A 16,676-nucleotide genomic window follows, 5' to 3' on the forward strand; every position below is an offset into this window, starting at 1 on the left:
GGCTATCGCAGGTCGTTGAGCACAGCCTTCGCCCGTTGGGCATACGGATGATCCTCAGGGAAGGGCAGCGCGCGGGCGGCGGTGAGGTCGCCATGGCGTACCAAGGCGAGGAAGGCGTACCAGCGGGCCTTGGTGGCGAACGCCGAACCAGGGAGCTCGGCGATGGGCATCAACCACGTCACGGCCTTCGAGGCGCGGCCGGTGTTCAGTTCAGCGCAACCGATGTAGAAGCGCAGGGTGTCGTTGGACGGCTTGGCCTTGAGCTGTGCCGACCACTTGGCGATGGCCTCATCATGCTCGCCGAGCTTGTAGGCCACCATGGCATCGTGGAAGGCATGGTCATCGGTCGCGCTCATGGCCACGGGCAGGCCGGGATCGGGGGTGAAGTGTTCCGCGAACAGGCGTTCATGGGCCGGCGGCCGCATCATCCACCAGAGGGCCACGCCCAGGAGCACGGCGATGCCGGCGGCGTATTTCAGCAGCCCGCCCCAGGCTGGGCCGCCTCCCCGGCGCAGCTCCGCGTCGCCGATCGCCTTCAACGACCGCTGCAGGCCACCCAGTTCCACGGCGAGCATGTGCTCACGCTCCAGGTCCACTTCCGCCCGCAGGGCGGGATCGCCGGCCAGCCGCTGACCGAAGGCAGCGCGCTCCTCCGACCCCATGCGGTCGAGCACGTAGGCTTCGATGGCCTCGAAGGTGGTCCGGTCCGGTGCGCTGTGGCTCATGGTCGGTCGTGGTCTTCGCCGCCGATGGCATCGCGTTGGGCGCGCAGCTTCATCATGCAGCGGTACTTGATCGTGCGGATGCTCTCCTCCTCCACCCCCAGTTCCTGCGCGATGGTCGCCAGGTCCTTGCGTTCGAAGTAGAACCGGTCAAGGACGGTGCGGCACTTGTCGTCGAGCTGCTCATAGATGGACCGGAGCCGCGAAAGCCGCTCCTCCACGCCGTCTTCCGGTTCCATGGCCGCCGCATGCATGCGTTGATCGTGCACGACGTTCATATGGCGGCGGGCTGCGGACCGGACGGTGTCCAGCCATTTGTTGCGGGCGATGCTGAACAGGAAGGCCCCGGGGTCTGTGCCGGGGGCCAGGGTGCCTTCGCGGGCGCGGAGCCAGAGGATGGTGATGGCCTCCTGGAACACGTCGCGGGCATCATCCCCCGTGCCGCTGTTGGCCAGCACGAAGGTCCGCACCTTGCCGAAGTGCGCGGTGTAGAGCGCGCGCAGGCTGGCGGGGTCGTTCCGCAGGAGACCGGCGAGCCGATCGTCGGCCGCGGGAAGCGAATGGGCGGGCGTAGGCACGGGCTGGCCACGCGATGATACGGCGAAAGAGCGTCGAGGTCCATGGGGCGTGCCGGGCTTACAGGATGCACATCGGGGAGGCCGCCCGAATGTGAACGATCGGGAACCCGGAAAGCGGGATCGTTCACATTCCCCCACCCATCCCGATGATGGGGCATGGAACGGACCATACCCTCCCCCTCGAGCCGGCTTCCCCAAGCGATCCGCCGGGTCGTGATCGCCGTGGTGGACCTGCCCGAGGGCGGTCCCCAGGGAGCGATCATCCGCAGCGGCCACCTGATCGATGTGGATGGCATGGTGCCGGTGCAGGAGCTGATCGCGGGTCTGTTGAACCGTCCGCCGTGCGTGCCGATGCAACCCGGGGTGGAGCGCGTGGAGGTGCAGGTGATGCGCCGCGAAGCCCGCCCCGAGATCCGCTTGAGCCCACGTGAACATCAGGTGCTGCAGGCCCTCGTGGCCGGGCTGAGCTACAAGATGATCGCGGACCGTCTGGGCATCGGCTTCCAGACGGTGAGCACGCACTTGAGGCACATCTACACGAAATTGGGCGTCCGCACCAACACCGAGGCCGTGGCCATGGCGCTGCGGTGCGGGATGCTCGCCGAACGCGCCTGAACACGAACAACAACCAAACCCTGAACCGACATGATCCAACGACCGACCCTCCTTCTTGGCTGTGCCCTGCTGCTGGGGACCTCCGTGCACGCGCAGCTCCAGCGCATCGTCGTCCAAGGCACCGGCGCTCCGCAGGTGTTCACGTCCATCTATGATGCCGTGGCGGCCGCCCAACCGGACGACAAGCTCTATTTCAGCGGCGGGACCTTCCTGGCTGACACGGGCCTCACGCTGACCATCCCGCTGCACTTCATCGGTGCGGGCATCCACCCCGACAGCACGAGCGTGACCACGCCGACCATCCTGACGACGAACGGGAGCACCGACTTCATCTTCACGACCGGTGCGAGCGGCAGCAGTTTCACCGGGATCCAATTCAATCCTGGAGGTGAACTGTACTATGGGCACAACGGCGCCGACGATGATGCGGTGAACATGGTGTTCGAGCGGTGCTCGTTCAAGTTCGTCCGCCTTGGGTGGGTTGAACCCGCCACGTCGAGCAGCACATCAATGAGTGCATCTTCTACGGCGGGGTATCGGGCTATGGAGGTTCGGCCACGATCGATCGGTCCGTGATCCAGGGTGGGCCGGTCAATCTTTTCCGCCCCAGCGGCCTCACCATGAGCAACAGCGTGATCTTGAACCAGCAGTTCACGAATTCGGGGAACGCGATCGTTCAGAACTGCGTGTTCACCTACAACAGTGCCCCGCTCTGGCAGGTGAACGGTGTGCAGATCACCAACTGCATCATCAACAGCACCGGGATGTTCAGCAACTCCAGCGGCAACACGGAGACGAACACCATCTACAGCCAGACGCCGGCGATGACCTTCGTGAGCGAGACGGACGGCGCCTACCAGTTCAGCGACGACCTGCACCTGCTGCCCGGTAGTCCGGGGATCGCTGCGGGCAACGACGGGACGGACATCGGCCTTTACGGGACGAGCTCGCCGTACAAGCCCGGCAACGTGCCCTACAACCCGCACTTCCGCCAGGCCACCATCGCCCCGGCCACCAACCCCAATGGCGACCTGCCGGTGAACATCCGCGTGGCCGCGCAACCCAACTAGGCCATGCGCAGCTTGATGATACTGCCTGCCCTCGCAGCGATAGGCTGCGTGCAGGCGCAACAGATCAACGGCTATCGCTACTGGTTCGATGATGACGTCGCCGGTGCGGTGACGACCAGCGTGGGTGCGACCGATGAGCTGACGCTCGCCACAGCGTGGCCGACCGGCACCATGGGCCCGGGTCATCACCTCGTAAGCTTCCAGTTCCGCGACACCGATGGCCTCTGGTCGGTGCCCTCCACCGAACTGTTCGTCCGCGGTGGACAGGACATCGTGGGCTACCGGTACTGGGTGAACGATGACATCGGCTCGCTCATCACCGGTACCGTGGGCCCGGCCCAGGTGGCGGACCTCAATTCCCTGATCGATACCGGTACCTTGACCAAGGCCTTCAACACGGTCACCATCCAGTTCTCGGACGCCGACGGCTCGTACACCGTGCCTCGGACCCAGTACGTCACCGCGCACAGCGGCCTGGTGAACGGCTATCAATACTGGATCGATGATGACATCGCGAACAGCCAGAGCGGGAGCCTCGCTCCGTCCGATGTGGTGGACCTGATCGCGGACCTGCCCGTGAACACGACCAATGGGATCCACGTCTTCACCATCCGGTTCAGCGGAGCGAACGGCTCCTGGTCGGTGCCGCTGAGCGCAGAGTTCTCCTTCACCACGGCCGTGGAGGAGCTTCCGGGCGTCACGGACCTGCTGCTCTTCCCCAACCCGGTGACCGAGCAACTCGGTCTGCGGCTGACGACCGACGAGGCGCGCACCCTGAGCCTGCAGGTGCTCGACCTCTCGGGATCCATCGTGGCCGACCTGAACACCTGGAGCGTGAGCGCCACGGCGCACCGCAGCTGGGACGTCAGCGCATTGGCGAGCGGGAGCTACCTGCTCCGGATCACCGGCGAGCACGGCGCATGGACCACCCGGTTCGTGAAGCCGTGAACACTGACCTGACCGGCTGATCGGCCGTTCGCGCGCGGAAAAGGGCCGTTCCTGACCAGGGGCGGCCCTCAGTGTGCTGAACCGATCGGCACGCCGCGTGTACGGGGGGCTGGTCGGTGCTTCCTTTGCACTGAATCTCCCACCCATGCGCACGCTCCTGTTCCCGTTCCTGATCGCCACCACCCTGCTGCACGCCACCGAGGGCGAACGACCCGTCACCAGCCGGATCACCGCGGCCAAGGTGTTCCTGAGCGGCGCGCAGGTGAGCCGGTCCGCATCGGTCACCGTGCCGGTCGGGCGCACCACGCTGGTGTTCGCGGGCCTCAGCCAGGAGCTGGACCCGATGAGCATCCAGGTGACGGGCAAGGGCGGCTACACGATCCTGAGCGTCAACCACCGGATCAACTACCTCACCGAAAGCCCGAAGAAGAAGGAGATCGAGGAGCTGAGGGAGCGGATCAAGAAGCTCGAACACGACTGGAACATCGAGAACGGTCTTCAACAGGTGTGGGTGAACGAGGAGCAGCTGCTGCTGAAGAACAGCACGGTGGGCGGCCAGCAGAACGGGCTCACCGCTGCGCAGCTGCAGGCCGTGAACGACTACGTGCGCGAGCGCATGAAGGCCATGAAGGCCGGCTGGGTGGCCCAGGAGGAGAAGAAGCAGGCCATCCATGAAGAGGCCGAGAAACTGCGCCAGCAGCTCGGTACGCTACAGGCTCAGGCCCCACGCCCCACGAGCGAGGTGGTGGTGGAGCTGGACAGCCCGGCGGAGGTGGCGGCCAGCTTCACCCTGGGCTACTTCGTGCACAGCGCGGGATGGACACCGGCCTACGACCTCCGCGCCAAGGCCGTCGGGCAGCCCATCGAACTGCTGATGAAGGCCCAGGTGGTGAACAACACCGGCGAGGACTGGACGAAGGTGGACCTGGGCCTGAGCAGCGGCAACCCCACGCAGGGCGGCGTGATGCCCGAGCTGCAGCCCTGGGTCCTGGACCAGCCGGTGATGCTGGAGTCCATCTCCATTCGAGGAGCGCGGAGCAAGAGCGAAGCCTACCGCGAAGCGCCACCGGCCGCCATGGGCGATGTGAGGATGCTGGCGGAGGACATGGACGCCGTGACGACGGTGAACAACACCGTGGTGTACCGCACCACCACCGTGGAGTTCGCCATCGAAGCGCCGTTCAGTGTGCCCAGCGACGGGCAGGCGCACACGGTGGGTGTGCGCACGCACAGCATCCCAGCGGTGTACAAGCACTACTGCACGCCCAAGCTGGACCCCGACGCCTTCCTCTATGCGCGCACCACCGGATGGGAGGACCTGAACCTGCTGCCGGGTCAGGCGAACGTATTCTTCGAGGGTACCTACGTCGGCCAGAGCTACCTGGACCTGAGCCGGCCGCAGGACACCCTGAACGTCAGCCTGGGCCGCGACAAGGGCGTGGTGGTGGAGCGCGCGCGTCGCAAAGGATCGGACGACAAGGCGGTGATCGGTGGCAAGCGCACGGTGACGCGTGGATGGGACATCACGGTCCGCAACACCAAGTCCACCGCGGTGGACCTGGAACTGCACGACCAGCACCCATTGAGCCCGCGCAGCGAGGTGGAGGTGAAGCTCGAGGACGCCGGTGGTGCCGCAGTGGACGAGCAGCGCGGTCGCCTCACCTGGCGCTTCAGCCTGGAGCCCAAGGCCACGCGCAAGCTGGGCTTCGTCTACAGCGTGAAGCACCCCAAGGACCAGCCTGTGGTGGTGGAGTAGCTTCGCGTTACATCGCACCCAGCGGCACGCGCATGCGTTCTCCTCTCCTAGCGATCGTCCTACTCCTGATCGCCGCATTGCCGTTGCGCGTGTCCGCGCAGCGCGTGAACGCCACTTTCATCGGCAACTGTGCGTTCCGGATCGGGCTGGAGGACTGGACGCTGTTCGCCGACTTCCCCTACCAGCCAGGGTATTCCGGGTACGACACGTATGAACTGCCGGCCGATATAGCGAGCGTCCGCGGCACGGCCCTGATCACGCATGGGCACCTCGACCACTTCGACAGCAGCCGCTTCGCCGGGACGCGCCTCGACCTGATCGCACCGTTCCAGGCAGAGGACGCGCAGGCCTCCGCGATCTCCCGGCTCGAGGCGCAGGGCATCTACATCTACCCGCAGGCCACCCCGCATGCGGACATGCCCCACGCCTCGTACATCGTCAGCATCCGGGGTCGCCGTCTGTACATCGCGGGCGATACGGAGGACCCCGCGCACCTGCTGGCCTCCCGCGACCTGGCGGTGGCCTTCGTGACACCGTGGCTGTTGCGTACGGTGCAGGCACAGGGCAAACGCATCGATGCACGAGCCGTGGTGGTGATGCACCACGAGGCCGCCACGGTCGAGGGTCTGGACCTTCCTGCGCCATGCGACGGGTGCCGCTTCATCATCCCGCGTCAGGGCGAGGTGATCGAGCTCTTCCGCTGAGCGGAGCGGGTGATGGGCGCGGGCCACGAACAGGCCCCCGTGCAGATCTATGTGCGGTGCCGATCCGGGCGCCCACGCCCTGCAGGAGCTTTACGGAAAGCCCGTCGACCATGCACCGCCCGCTCGCCCTCCTCGCCGTGGCGCTCAGCTGCACAGCGCATGCCCAGTTGTGCACCACTACGGCCAACCCGATGCCCGCCGGGCAGTACCACAACCTGGTCGACGGCATGCTGCACCCTGACGGTGGCGGACTGACGCTGGCCCTGTTCAACACCCCCACCGGTCCGATCGCCACGCGCTGGGCCGCCGATGGTCAAGTGACCTGGAACAGCAACTTCAGGCATATGGACCCCAGCAACTGGGCCTATCCGGTGAACGTCTCACCAGTGGCCGGGGGCGGAGCAGTGATCAACGGTCCGTTCATGCCGCAACAGGCCTCCTACACGAACATGTACGCGGCCGAGCTTGGTGCGGACGGCAGACCTGTGTGGGCCCGGATCTACATGCTCGACTCGGTGGCGGTGATGAGCCCCACGCCCCGCGGCTTGATCCGCACGCCGGACGGGGGATGGCTCTTCCCCATCTGGACGGCGCAAGGCCTCAGCCTCTCCAAGCTCGATGGCATGGCGGTACCGGTCTGGACCAGGCGCTACCGGGCCTCGATGGGGTTCAACGGCATGCAAGCCTTCGTGGAAGCCAACGGAGAGATCACGCTCATCGGCTGGAAACTGGGGGCCTCGACGTTCATGGCCCGGCTCGACGCGGAGGGCACGGTGCTCTGGAAGCGCAGCTGGGCTCATCATTGGATACCGGCCGCACAGGCCATGAACGGTGATCTGCTCCTCATGTCCGACGACTACGTCAGCCAATGGTATCTGGCGCGGATGGATGGACAGGGTCAGGTGCTGTGGCACCGCTCCTTCCCGTATCCGCAGATGAACGCATGGTTCAACGGGGGTGTGCGCGAGCTGGCCAACGGGCACTTGCTGATGCTGGGCGAGTTGGGCGCGCTCATCGAGACCGACGCGAACGGGGCCAGCCTCGGGGCGTGGACCGTGGGCGGCTACGGCCTCAGCGGGCGTTTCATCAACGCCGAACAGCCGAACGGCGACACCCTGATGATCGCCGGCGACACTTACAGTGGCCAATCCGCGTGGACCGGTATGCTCACTGCGTCCAGCCCGGCCGATCTGGGCTGCGCAGGCACTCCCGGCACGACCACATCCACGCTGCTCGGCCTGCCGGCGGAGATCATCGATGACACGCTCATGATCGTCCGTGATTCGCTGAAGACATGGACCATGCTCTTCGACCCGTCCTCCCCGGCCCTGGTGCTCGACCCCCAGGCATTCGTGAACGCAGGTCGCGCCCGACCGGGCTTCGATCATCGCGCTTACGGGGTCATCACCAACAATTCCCTGCACACCACCGGCCCCATCACCGCCACGCTCACCGTTGCGCCGGAGCTCACCTACCTCGGCGCTGCACCCGCCCCGCAACAGGTGAACGGTCAGACCATCACCTGGCAACTGCCCGCCATGGGGCCGAACGGCCAGCGCATCCTCGCCGTGGACCTTGCCACGCCACCGGACCCGCAGCTCCTCGGCACCGCCATTCCCTACACCTTCTCGTTCACACAGGACAGCACCGAGGTGAGCCTGGCCAACAACAGCTCCACCGTGACCTATACCATCGTGGGGGCGTACGACCCGAACATCATGGAAGTGAGCCCATCGCCCTACTACCATCTGCTGAACGATAGCGTATTGAACTACACCATCCACTTCCAGAACACCGGGAGCGCAGAGGCCACGAACGTGGTGGTGCGCGACACCCTGCCCGCAGCGCTCGACCTCAGCACTTTCGAGCTCGGGGCCCGCTCACATCCGTGCACATTCTCACTCTCCGGCAACGGCCTCCTGACGTTCACCTTCGCGAACATCAACCTGCCCGACAGTACGAGCGATGAACCTGGCAGTCACGGCCAGGTGAGCTACCGCATCAAGCCCGGGCCTGGGCTCTTCGTGGGCCAGGAGATCACGGACCAGGCAGACATCTTCTTCGACTTCAATCCGTCCATCCGTACGCCGGATGCCACAGTGACCGTCACGGACGTGGCCATGTTGCAGCCAGATGGGACTGATGCCGGTCTGCGCGTGTTCCCGGTGCCCACCTCCGCCGACCTGATGATCGCGATGCCCGGAGGCGTCGTGCCATCCGCGGCTTGGGCCGTGGGCGTGGATGGTCGACGGATCCCGCTGTCCCATCGGACGGTGGGCGATGGGCTGCTCCGGACCTCGGTGCAGCAGCTCGCATCGGGTCCCTATGTGCTTGTTCTGACCGACCGGAGCGGTCGGCGGTGGAGCGCACGGTTCGTCAAGGAGTAAGCCACCAAGGTGGCCGTCCTCCTGCATCGCTGGGCGTTCACCGGCCGGTCGGGCGAGCGTCCCACTATTCGCGCGACCTTCGGGGTATGATCATCGGTGTGGCCGGCCCCTATTCGGCAGAAGCACTGGCGCAACGCAACGCGAACCTTGATGCGGTGAACGCCGCTGCCGCTCGCCTGCTGGAAATAGGGCACATTCGCCTGATCGGCATGAACGCGGCGATCCCTGTGCTCGTGCAAGCGAATGTGCCCCATCGCAATAAGCCGTGATGGATATCTCGCTCGCGGTCATGGGTGCGTGCGATGCCTTGCTGCTCGCTGGCGAGAGCCCAGCCGCCAACAAGGAGCGCGACCTCATCCTTTCCCAAGGCAAGCCGGTCTACCTGCGGATCGAAGACGTGCCGAAGCCATGATCACGGCAACAACTGAACGGATCATGCTACGCGACCTGGATGACCGGGATGCCGCGAACATCTTCCTGCTGAACAACGACCCTGAAGTACTGAAGTACGTGCACGATGAGCCGTTCAAGGACATCGAAGCGGCACACAAGTGGATCGCGAACATCGGTTCGCAGCTCCCGCATGGCACAGGTCGTTGGGCGATCGAGGCCAAGGATGGAACGTGGATCGGCCGCTGCTCCTTGCGCCGCCAATCCGAAGGCGAAGTGCTGATGGGGTATCGCCTTCTGCGAGCGCACTGGGGCAAAGGCTACGCGAGCGAGGCGGTAGGCGCGATGCTCGATCTGGCGTTCAACACGCACGGTCTGGCGTACGTGGCTTCGAAAGTGGCCCGCGAGAACCGCGCCAGCATCCGCGTGATCGAAAAGAACGGAGGCGTCTTCTGGAAGGAGGATGCCTGCGGGCACTTCAGCGATGCATTCGTCTACCGCTTCGAGCGACCTTAACCACCACCTTCGCCAACCATGCGCTACCCGATCCTACTGCTCGTTCTCGCCTTTGCAGCCTGCCAAGCACCCACCCGCACCGACGACCCCACCGAGTCCTTGCGCCGACACGTGGAAACGGGCCTTTGTGAACAGGTCCTCATCGAGGGTGACAGCACTTGGACCGTCGAGGAGCGCATGAAGCACTACGGCGTGCATGGTATGAGCATCGCCATCATCGACGACTTCAAGATCGCGTGGACGAAGAGCTATGGTGTGATGGACACCACAAGCAACCAACCCGTCACTGACAGCACCTTGTTCCAGGCCGCGTCCATCAGCAAGCCGGTCTTCGCCATGGCCGTGCTGAAGCTCGCGGAGCAAGGTGTGCTGGATATCGATGCGGATGTGAACACCATGCTCACCTCGTGGAAGATGCCGGAGAATGAGTTCACCACTACAGAGAAGGTCACGCTGAAGCGCTTGCTGGGGCATGTGGCGGGAACCACAGTGCACGGCTTCCAAGGCTATCGACATGGCGACACGTTGCCGACACTCCTGAACATCCTCAACGGTGAAGCGCCCGCGAATTCGCCACCGGTGGTGGTGGATCAGATACCGGGCACTGCTTGGCGCTACTCTGGCGGTGGCTATTGCGTGGCTTCGCAGGTGATCCTCGACAAGATGGGCGGCACCATTCCGCAGCACATGCGCGACCTGGTGCTGCAACCGCTCGGCATGTCGCGCAGTTCGTATGAGCAACCCATGCCTGCGGCCATGGAACACAACGCGGCTAGCGGCTATGTGCCCGACGGTTCAATGGCGGTCGGCAAGTGGCACATCTACCCGGAGATCTCGCCCGACGGCTTGTGGACCACGGCCACCGATCTCGCGCGTTTCGTGATCGACATGCAGAAGACGATCACCACCGACAGCGGCCAGGTGCTGAGCCGTGCTACCGCCATGCAGATGGTGGAGCCGTATCTGGACCCGAACACGGCCGTGGGCCTGATGCTGGACAACAAAGGCAGCGAGCGCTACTTCGAGCACGGCGGTTGGAACGAGGGCTTCTGCGGCCAGATCTACGGACATGTCAAGAACGGCAAGGGCGCCGTGGTCCTCATCAATGCCAACCAACCCGCCTTCATGTTCGAGGTGATGCGCTCGATCGCACGCGCCTACGACTGGCCCGAGTTCGTTCCACAACGTAAGGAGGTGCCGATGGACAGTACTTCACTGAAGGTGTTCACCGGACGTTATCGAGGCGGAAGCGACAACATGGTCACCATCGCCCTGCACAACGGAAAGCTCTTCCGCGAACCGTTGCGCGAGCCGCCCACGGAGCTCGTTCATATCGGCGACGGCGAGTTCATTGGTCGCACCGATGAACGCAGCCGACGCTTCTTGAAAGACGCTGCGGGCGAGATGACCTTGCAAGTGAGTGAGACGAAGACCGGCGATGTGCTCTCTACGCTGCCCCGCATGAAGGACGATGAGCACATTCCCTTCGAGTACGTGCAGCGCGGCGATCGCGATGCCGCATTGAAAGCATACGCTGACCTGAAGGCCGCCAACCCGAACGATGAAGCCGTGAACGAAGAAGCGCTGAACAACTTCGGGTACACGCTCCTTAGCGCGCATTTGACCGAACAGGCGCGTGACCTCTTCTTCATCAACATGAGCCTGTATCCGAAGAGCGCGAACGTGTACGACAGCTACGCGGAGGCCTGCCTGAAGCTGGGGGATAAGAAGCAGGCGCTGGAATACTACAAGCGCACCCTGTCGATGAACCCGCAGAACCCGAATGCAACACACATCGTGGCGGAATTGGAGAAGGAAGGGGTGAAGGTGAAGTGACCCGGGTGATCATACCTGTTCATGGCCGTTCATAGCGCCTTGGCGTTATGAATGGGCAACACTCACGACAAGGCCGGTCGCGCGCTTCCGAACAACCGCACTGTCCACAGCGCTCGCCACCTTCGCACCATGAAGATCCCATTGGACCGGCTGGAGGAGGTCATTGACGCACGCATCGTGCAGCGTGGCTTGAAGTATTACGAGGACGGCGCCGTGGACGAGCCCGAAGAGATCGAAGCGGACGTGTTCGAGGCCTTGGTGCAGGGCAGTGATGACTACACTGTTCGTGTGCGGTTGAAGGGCGACGCCATCATCGAGCACGAGTGCGATTGCCCCTACGACCTCGGCCCCGTGTGCAAGCACGTGGTGGCGCTCATCTTCCATTTGCAGAACGAACAGCTCGGCAACTCGGGCAAGGCCCAAGGCGCGAAAGCCGGCAAGAAGAACTCAACACCGAGGAAACCCACCGTGGCCGAGCAGGTGGAGAGCGCGCTGGCGGCTGCACCACAGCAGGAGTTGATCGCCTTCGTGCGCGCCCGTTGCATGGCGGATGCCGCCTTCCGCAAGGATCTCCTCGTGGCCTGTGCCCCGCGGTCCATTTCGATGGATCGAAGGGACCACTTGAGAACGCTGCGTTCCGAAATGCACGCCATCGCGGGCCGCAAGCGCTTCATCGACTACCACGAGGCGACGGAGGCCGGAGGTGTGCTCTACGATATGCTCGACCAAGCCAAGCAACTGGTGCAAAAGGGGCACCCCGAGCGCGCACTGCCCATGCTCACCGCTGCGATCGAGGCGGGGGCCGAGGCCATACAGGACGCTGACGATAGCAATGGCGAGATCGGTGGCGGGATCGAGATGGCCATGCAACTGCTTGCGGACCTTGCCCGCAAGAAGCACAAAGAGCCATTCCGCCAGGAACTGCTGGCCGAAACACATCGACTGCTCACTGACAAGACGGTGATGGACTGCGACTGGAACGGCACCCTGGAGCCGATCGCCGCAACGCTTGTGCGCACTGTGGAAGAAGCCGCCCCCGTCATCGCCGCGCTGAAACGAACCGCGAATTCAGACTTCGGCGGTTCCGCTGCCCGGGATGCACTGCTCGACCTTACGCGCCGATTCAAGGGCGATGCGGCCGCCAAAGCGCTGGAAGACGGCTTCCTGGTGTATACCGATGTGCGCGATCGGGCCATCGAAGCGGCCATCAAGGCCAAGGACTGGTCGCGGGCAAAGCAGCTCGCCGAGGACGGCAAACGCGTGACGCGCAACGGCCGACCCGCCGCACACGAGCACTACTGGACCCCGCATCTGCTGCGCATCGCGCAACGCACCAAGGACAAGCCCGAGGTGCTCCGCTTGGCGCGGATACTCTTGATCGATAGCCACCACAACAGCATGGAGCACTACAAACTCCTGCGCAAGGAAGTGCCCACTGCCGAATGGCCGACCTACGTGGACAAGCTGCTGAAGGACCTGCGCAGCGGCAAACGCGGCCATGATCGCAGCCTCATCGCCGACATCTGCGCGGCGGAGCAACGCTGGGACGAGGTGATGGCCGAGGCGCGGAAGGAAGCGGACATTCCCTACCTCATCCACAGCGTGCTCGATGAGTATGAAGCTGAATTGGGCAAGCGCTACCCGCAGGAAGTGGCCACCACGTTGGCCGAACGCGCCGAATACTTCGCCAGCAAGATGAACCCTAAGCGCGACGACTACCTGCAGGCCACGAAGCTGCTGCGCCGCATCAAGAAGCTCGGCGACCAACAACTGGTGGATGCCCTCACCGCGGATTGGCGCGTGCGGCTGGCGCGGCGCAAAGGGCTTATGGAGCAACTGAACAAGCTCTGAGCATGAAAACTCCCGTGATCCATTGCACCGGCAAACTCAGCAGCTTGCTGGGTGTGAAAGCCGCACCCATTGCGGCCGATGCCGACGCGTGGAACGCCAACCTGTTCGCGTACAACGGCCGCAAGTGCGTCATCCTCGTGCATGCCCGCACCAGCTATTGCCTGCTCGCGTTCGATGTGGTGAAAGCGGACCTGAAGGACTTCCCGCACGTCTTCCGCCAGTTGCTCCATCACCAGCTCGCGCACGAATGGCCGATGCACGCGGCGCTCATCGAAGCATGGATGGCTCAGTTGCCTCCCGCCATCGCCGCGGCCACCAACAACGACCGCTCCACGCTCGGCATCATCAACCGCTACACGCGGACCGTGCAGTACGTGCTTTCACGCCACCATGAACCGCTCGGCGAACAAGCCGCCTTCCTCGAGGCGTGGAACCTCAACGACGGCATCATCGGTTCCGACTCCAAGGCAGGCAAGGCCAGCGGTGAGAAGTGGGGCTACATCCCCGGCGAACGCATGGCCGCGCACGTGGGCATCCCGTTCGATCGTAAAGACTATTCCGAGCGGCAGAGCAAGGCGCTGCGGGCGGTGACTTCCGGAGAAGATGACAAGTGGATGAGGGTGGTGCACTGAGGCCGAACGCACCGTTTTTGAAGAACGCCTTCAGGCGGTGCGTTCACTTTCGCCTCTCCCATACACCGCCCCGGCTCCACCGATCGCCAAACCCACATGGTCCCCGCCCACCCACCGCCACCTGCCCATTCATCCGCGCCGGCGGCACCAATCTCGTACTTGGGGTCCCTTTGGCGGCAGCCAGACCGGCCTTTGCCTGAATCGGAGCCAGGGACACAGTCCCAAAGGCCCTGGGAAGTTATTGCGGTAAGCATCGCATCCGTGCCCTGAATGCCTTGATTAATTCCTGCCCATGAAAGGTACATCCTCGACGCCTCATCCACCGGTCCCCTGACGGGAAACGGTGCGTAGCGGTGGACGATGCGCTGGCAGAGGAGATCCTGGAGTTCATCAAGGCGGATCCCAGGATCAGGAAGAAGTTCAAGTACATCACCCAATTGATCCTCCTAGGACACCGAGCACCCGAACTCTACGACAAGGAAGACATCGAGAAAGGCTGCGAAGGCGTGATGGCCATGAAACTGCTGAAGGGCGCCGAGAACGCGCGCATCTATTGCAGGGAAGTGTATGTGAGGGGGAAGTGTACTTCGTGGTCATCGCCTGAGAGGTCATCGAACACAAGAGCAGCCAGAAGAACAGTCACCGCGAAAGAGAAGTCATCCGCCGGGTAGCCACCTACGAATACGTGAAGATCCATGAGCCCTAAGCACCTCAAAGACCCCAAGGCCGTGAAAGCCGCGTTCGCCAGCGTGCTGAACGATCTCAGCGAGGAAGAACTCCTGCAGATGGAGGCGCTCGCCATCGGCCACGCCTACCTGAGCGAAGCCCAGCGCATCATGGATGAACGCGTCATGCTCCGAAAGGAACTGGCCCAGAAGATGAAGGTCTCCGCGAGCTTCCTCACACAACTCTTCCGCGGAGACAGGCCGGTGAGCGACTATCACAAGGCGCAACTGGCACGCATCCTAAAGATCAAGTGGGAGGTGGCGGCGGTTGCAGTGCGGAAGTCCTATGCCAAACCGAAGGCGATGAGTTTGGCGGCGGAGCCGGTGGCTAGCTATGCAAGGACCACCAAGCGGCGGGTGAAGGTGAAGCAGTGTTGAACGGCGTCCTGGATGGAGGAGGTTTGGGCGTGCCCCCTCGCAAAGCCTCGGGGTCCGGCTTTCCGCTGCTGCTCCTCGGCCGGATGACCGGCCTGTGAGGCATTCGCTCCAATCCGTCACGCGAAATGCGGGGGCTGACCATCAGTTCTTGTGTACATCGGAGGAAGGTGTGAGTTACTGTGTGGAAACACGGGGTGTCGGACAGTTCACGATGCCAGCAATTGTCCGCATCTTGGGACCATGCGCTTTGTCGATTTATTCGCCGGTCTCGGAGGGTTCCACGTTGGTCTCGAAAGACTGGGGCACGAATGCGTATTCGCGAGTGAACTGGACCCAGTTCTACAGGATATCTATGAGAAGAACCATGGCATCCGACCAGCAGGGGACATCCGTAAAGTGACATGGAGGAATGTTCCGGAGCACGACATCCTCTGTGCAGGTTTCCCATGCCAGCCATTCTCCAAGGCCGGCGAGCAAGCTGGGTTCGATTGCCCGACCAATGGCTCGCTGATCGATGAGGTCCTGCGGATCATCCGATATCGGAAACCAGAGTTCGTGGTGCTTGAGAACGTGCCAAACCTGCGTAAGCACGATGAGGGTCGTACTTGGGCAGCAATCAAGCAGGAGTTGGTGAGCATGCGATACGCTGTGGATGAACAGGTCTACTCCCCACATGAATTTGGCATTCCGCAGATCCGCCAAAGGCTTCTGCTTGTCGCACGACGCGATAGCCTAGGTGCATTTGAATGGCCCGAGCGTCCGGTCAACCCCGATCCGCAACTGCGCGAGATTCTTGACGTTCGACCTAGCGAGGCACGACAGTTGACGCCGCAGGTGATTGATTGCCTGAACGTCTGGCAGGACTTCTTGAATCGCATTCCGAGCGACGTTCGGTTGCCGTCATTCCCAATCTGGTCAATGGAGTTCGGGGCAACATATCCTTTTGAGGACCGCACACCATACTCAGTGAGCAAGCGAGCACTTCGCGCGTATCGGGGTTCTCATGGGATGCGCCTCGATGGCAAGGATGTGAAAGATCCTCTTGAAGTGCTGCCATCTCATGCACGGACCGAAGAGGACCTGTTCCCATCTTGGAAGAGGAGCTTCATCCGCTCCAACCGCGCCTTCTACGCGGCACACAAGCGTGAACTGAAGTCATGGATGCCAGAGATTCTTCGGTTCCCGCCGTCGCTACAGAAGTTCGAGTGGAACTATAAGGGTGGGGAGCGCGACGTTTGGAAGCACGTGGTCCAATTCAGGGCGTCAGGCGTTCGTGTGAAGAGAGCTGACACCAGCCCATCGCTTGTGGCAATGACAACCACGCAAGTTCCGATCATCGGCTGGGAGCGGCGGTACATGACCACCAAAGAGTGCGCTAGGCTGCAATCACTCGATTCCTTGAAACATCTCCCAGCAACGGAGACACGGGCATTCAAGGCATTGGGGAATGCAGTGAACGCCCGACTTGTCGAGATCATCGCCGGTCACTTGCTGGAAGAGGAAGCTGTGGCCTATGTCCCACGCACCAAGGCACCGCGATCCGCGCAGACGGCCGTTGTAGCCTGACC

At 63.2% G+C, this 16,676-nt stretch carries 18 protein-coding genes; 16 read left to right on the top strand and 2 right to left on the bottom strand.

All coding sequences use genetic code 11. From position 1 onward, the window contains the following. Window positions 1-2 precede the first annotated feature (2 nt). Together IPJ87_11820 and IPJ87_11825 are read right to left on the bottom strand one after the other, a co-directional pair. Entirely contained in the window at window positions 3-725 is a 723-nt protein-coding gene (locus IPJ87_11820) for a hypothetical protein (GenBank protein ID MBK7942538.1), read from the bottom strand. Further along, window positions 722-1,300 carry a sigma-70 family RNA polymerase sigma factor gene (locus tag IPJ87_11825; protein MBK7942539.1) on the bottom strand — a complete coding sequence of 193 codons (579 nt, stop codon included), beginning with the start codon at window positions 1,298-1,300 and terminating at the stop codon, window positions 722-724. Before IPJ87_11825 ends, IPJ87_11820 begins: the two co-directional genes overlap by 4 nt. A 213-nt stretch (window positions 1,301-1,513) precedes the next feature. Between IPJ87_11825 and IPJ87_11830 the strand changes: the two genes are divergently transcribed. From IPJ87_11830 to dcm, 16 genes are all read left to right on the top strand, one after another. Next, the gene (locus tag IPJ87_11830) at window positions 1,514-1,915 is read left to right on the top strand and encodes a hypothetical protein (protein ID MBK7942540.1); all 402 of its coding nucleotides are present in this window, start codon (window positions 1,514-1,516) and stop codon (window positions 1,913-1,915) included. Between the two features lie 30 nt (window positions 1,916-1,945). Then, entirely contained in the window at window positions 1,946-2,491 is a 546-nt protein-coding gene (locus IPJ87_11835) for a hypothetical protein (protein ID MBK7942541.1), read from the top strand. Then, entirely contained in the window at window positions 2,488-2,985 is a 498-nt protein-coding gene (locus tag IPJ87_11840; protein MBK7942542.1) for a hypothetical protein, read from the top strand. The genes IPJ87_11835 and IPJ87_11840 overlap by 4 nt, the downstream gene beginning before the upstream one ends. A gap of 3 nt (window positions 2,986-2,988) precedes the next feature. Then, the gene (locus IPJ87_11845; protein ID MBK7942543.1) at window positions 2,989-3,933 is read left to right on the top strand and encodes a T9SS type A sorting domain-containing protein; all 945 of its coding nucleotides are present in this window, start codon (window positions 2,989-2,991) and stop codon (window positions 3,931-3,933) included. Between the two features lie 145 nt (window positions 3,934-4,078). Beyond that, window positions 4,079-5,689, top strand: coding sequence for a mucoidy inhibitor MuiA family protein (locus IPJ87_11850; GenBank protein ID MBK7942544.1), 1,611 nt, complete (start codon window positions 4,079-4,081; stop codon window positions 5,687-5,689). A gap of 32 nt (window positions 5,690-5,721) precedes the next feature. After that, window positions 5,722-6,393 carry an MBL fold metallo-hydrolase gene (locus IPJ87_11855; protein ID MBK7942545.1) on the top strand — a complete coding sequence of 224 codons (672 nt, stop codon included), beginning with the start codon at window positions 5,722-5,724 and terminating at the stop codon, window positions 6,391-6,393. A 110-nt stretch (window positions 6,394-6,503) separates the two neighbouring features. Beyond that, window positions 6,504-8,780, top strand: a complete 2,277-nt coding sequence (locus tag IPJ87_11860) for a DUF11 domain-containing protein (GenBank protein MBK7942546.1) — start codon at window positions 6,504-6,506, stop codon at window positions 8,778-8,780. Between the two features lie 86 nt (window positions 8,781-8,866). Continuing rightward, window positions 8,867-9,049: a hypothetical protein gene (locus IPJ87_11865; GenBank protein ID MBK7942547.1), complete on the top strand. Its 183-nt coding sequence runs from the start codon at window positions 8,867-8,869 to the stop codon at window positions 9,047-9,049. Continuing rightward, the gene (locus IPJ87_11870) at window positions 9,049-9,192 is read left to right on the top strand and encodes a hypothetical protein (GenBank protein MBK7942548.1); all 144 of its coding nucleotides are present in this window, start codon (window positions 9,049-9,051) and stop codon (window positions 9,190-9,192) included. The genes IPJ87_11865 and IPJ87_11870 overlap by 1 nt, the downstream gene beginning before the upstream one ends. Before the next feature lie 23 nt (window positions 9,193-9,215). Further along, entirely contained in the window at window positions 9,216-9,686 is a 471-nt protein-coding gene (locus IPJ87_11875) for a GNAT family N-acetyltransferase (protein ID MBK7942549.1), read from the top strand. A gap of 18 nt (window positions 9,687-9,704) precedes the next feature. Next, window positions 9,705-11,522 (top strand): class A beta-lactamase-related serine hydrolase, encoded by a 1,818-nt coding sequence (locus IPJ87_11880; GenBank protein MBK7942550.1) that lies wholly within the window; start codon window positions 9,705-9,707, stop codon window positions 11,520-11,522. Window positions 11,523-11,651: 129 nt separating this feature from the next. After that, window positions 11,652-13,373 (top strand): hypothetical protein, encoded by a 1,722-nt coding sequence (locus IPJ87_11885; GenBank protein MBK7942551.1) that lies wholly within the window; start codon window positions 11,652-11,654, stop codon window positions 13,371-13,373. A 2-nt stretch (window positions 13,374-13,375) separates the two neighbouring features. Further along, window positions 13,376-14,005: a hypothetical protein gene (locus IPJ87_11890; protein ID MBK7942552.1), complete on the top strand. Its 630-nt coding sequence runs from the start codon at window positions 13,376-13,378 to the stop codon at window positions 14,003-14,005. A gap of 353 nt (window positions 14,006-14,358) precedes the next feature. Continuing rightward, window positions 14,359-14,676, top strand: coding sequence for a hypothetical protein (locus tag IPJ87_11895; protein MBK7942553.1), 318 nt, complete (start codon window positions 14,359-14,361; stop codon window positions 14,674-14,676). A 24-nt stretch (window positions 14,677-14,700) separates the two neighbouring features. Further along, complete coding sequence (locus IPJ87_11900; protein MBK7942554.1) at window positions 14,701-15,108, top strand: hypothetical protein; 408 nt, start codon at window positions 14,701-14,703, stop codon at window positions 15,106-15,108. A 240-nt stretch (window positions 15,109-15,348) separates the two neighbouring features. Continuing rightward, entirely contained in the window at window positions 15,349-16,674 is a 1,326-nt protein-coding gene (dcm, locus tag IPJ87_11905) for a DNA (cytosine-5-)-methyltransferase (GenBank protein MBK7942555.1), read from the top strand. The last annotated feature ends 2 nt before the right edge of the window (window positions 16,675-16,676 follow it).

This window comes from Flavobacteriales bacterium (assembly GCA_016713875.1).
Taxonomy (GTDB): domain Bacteria; phylum Bacteroidota; class Bacteroidia; order Flavobacteriales_F; family PHOS-HE28; genus PHOS-HE28.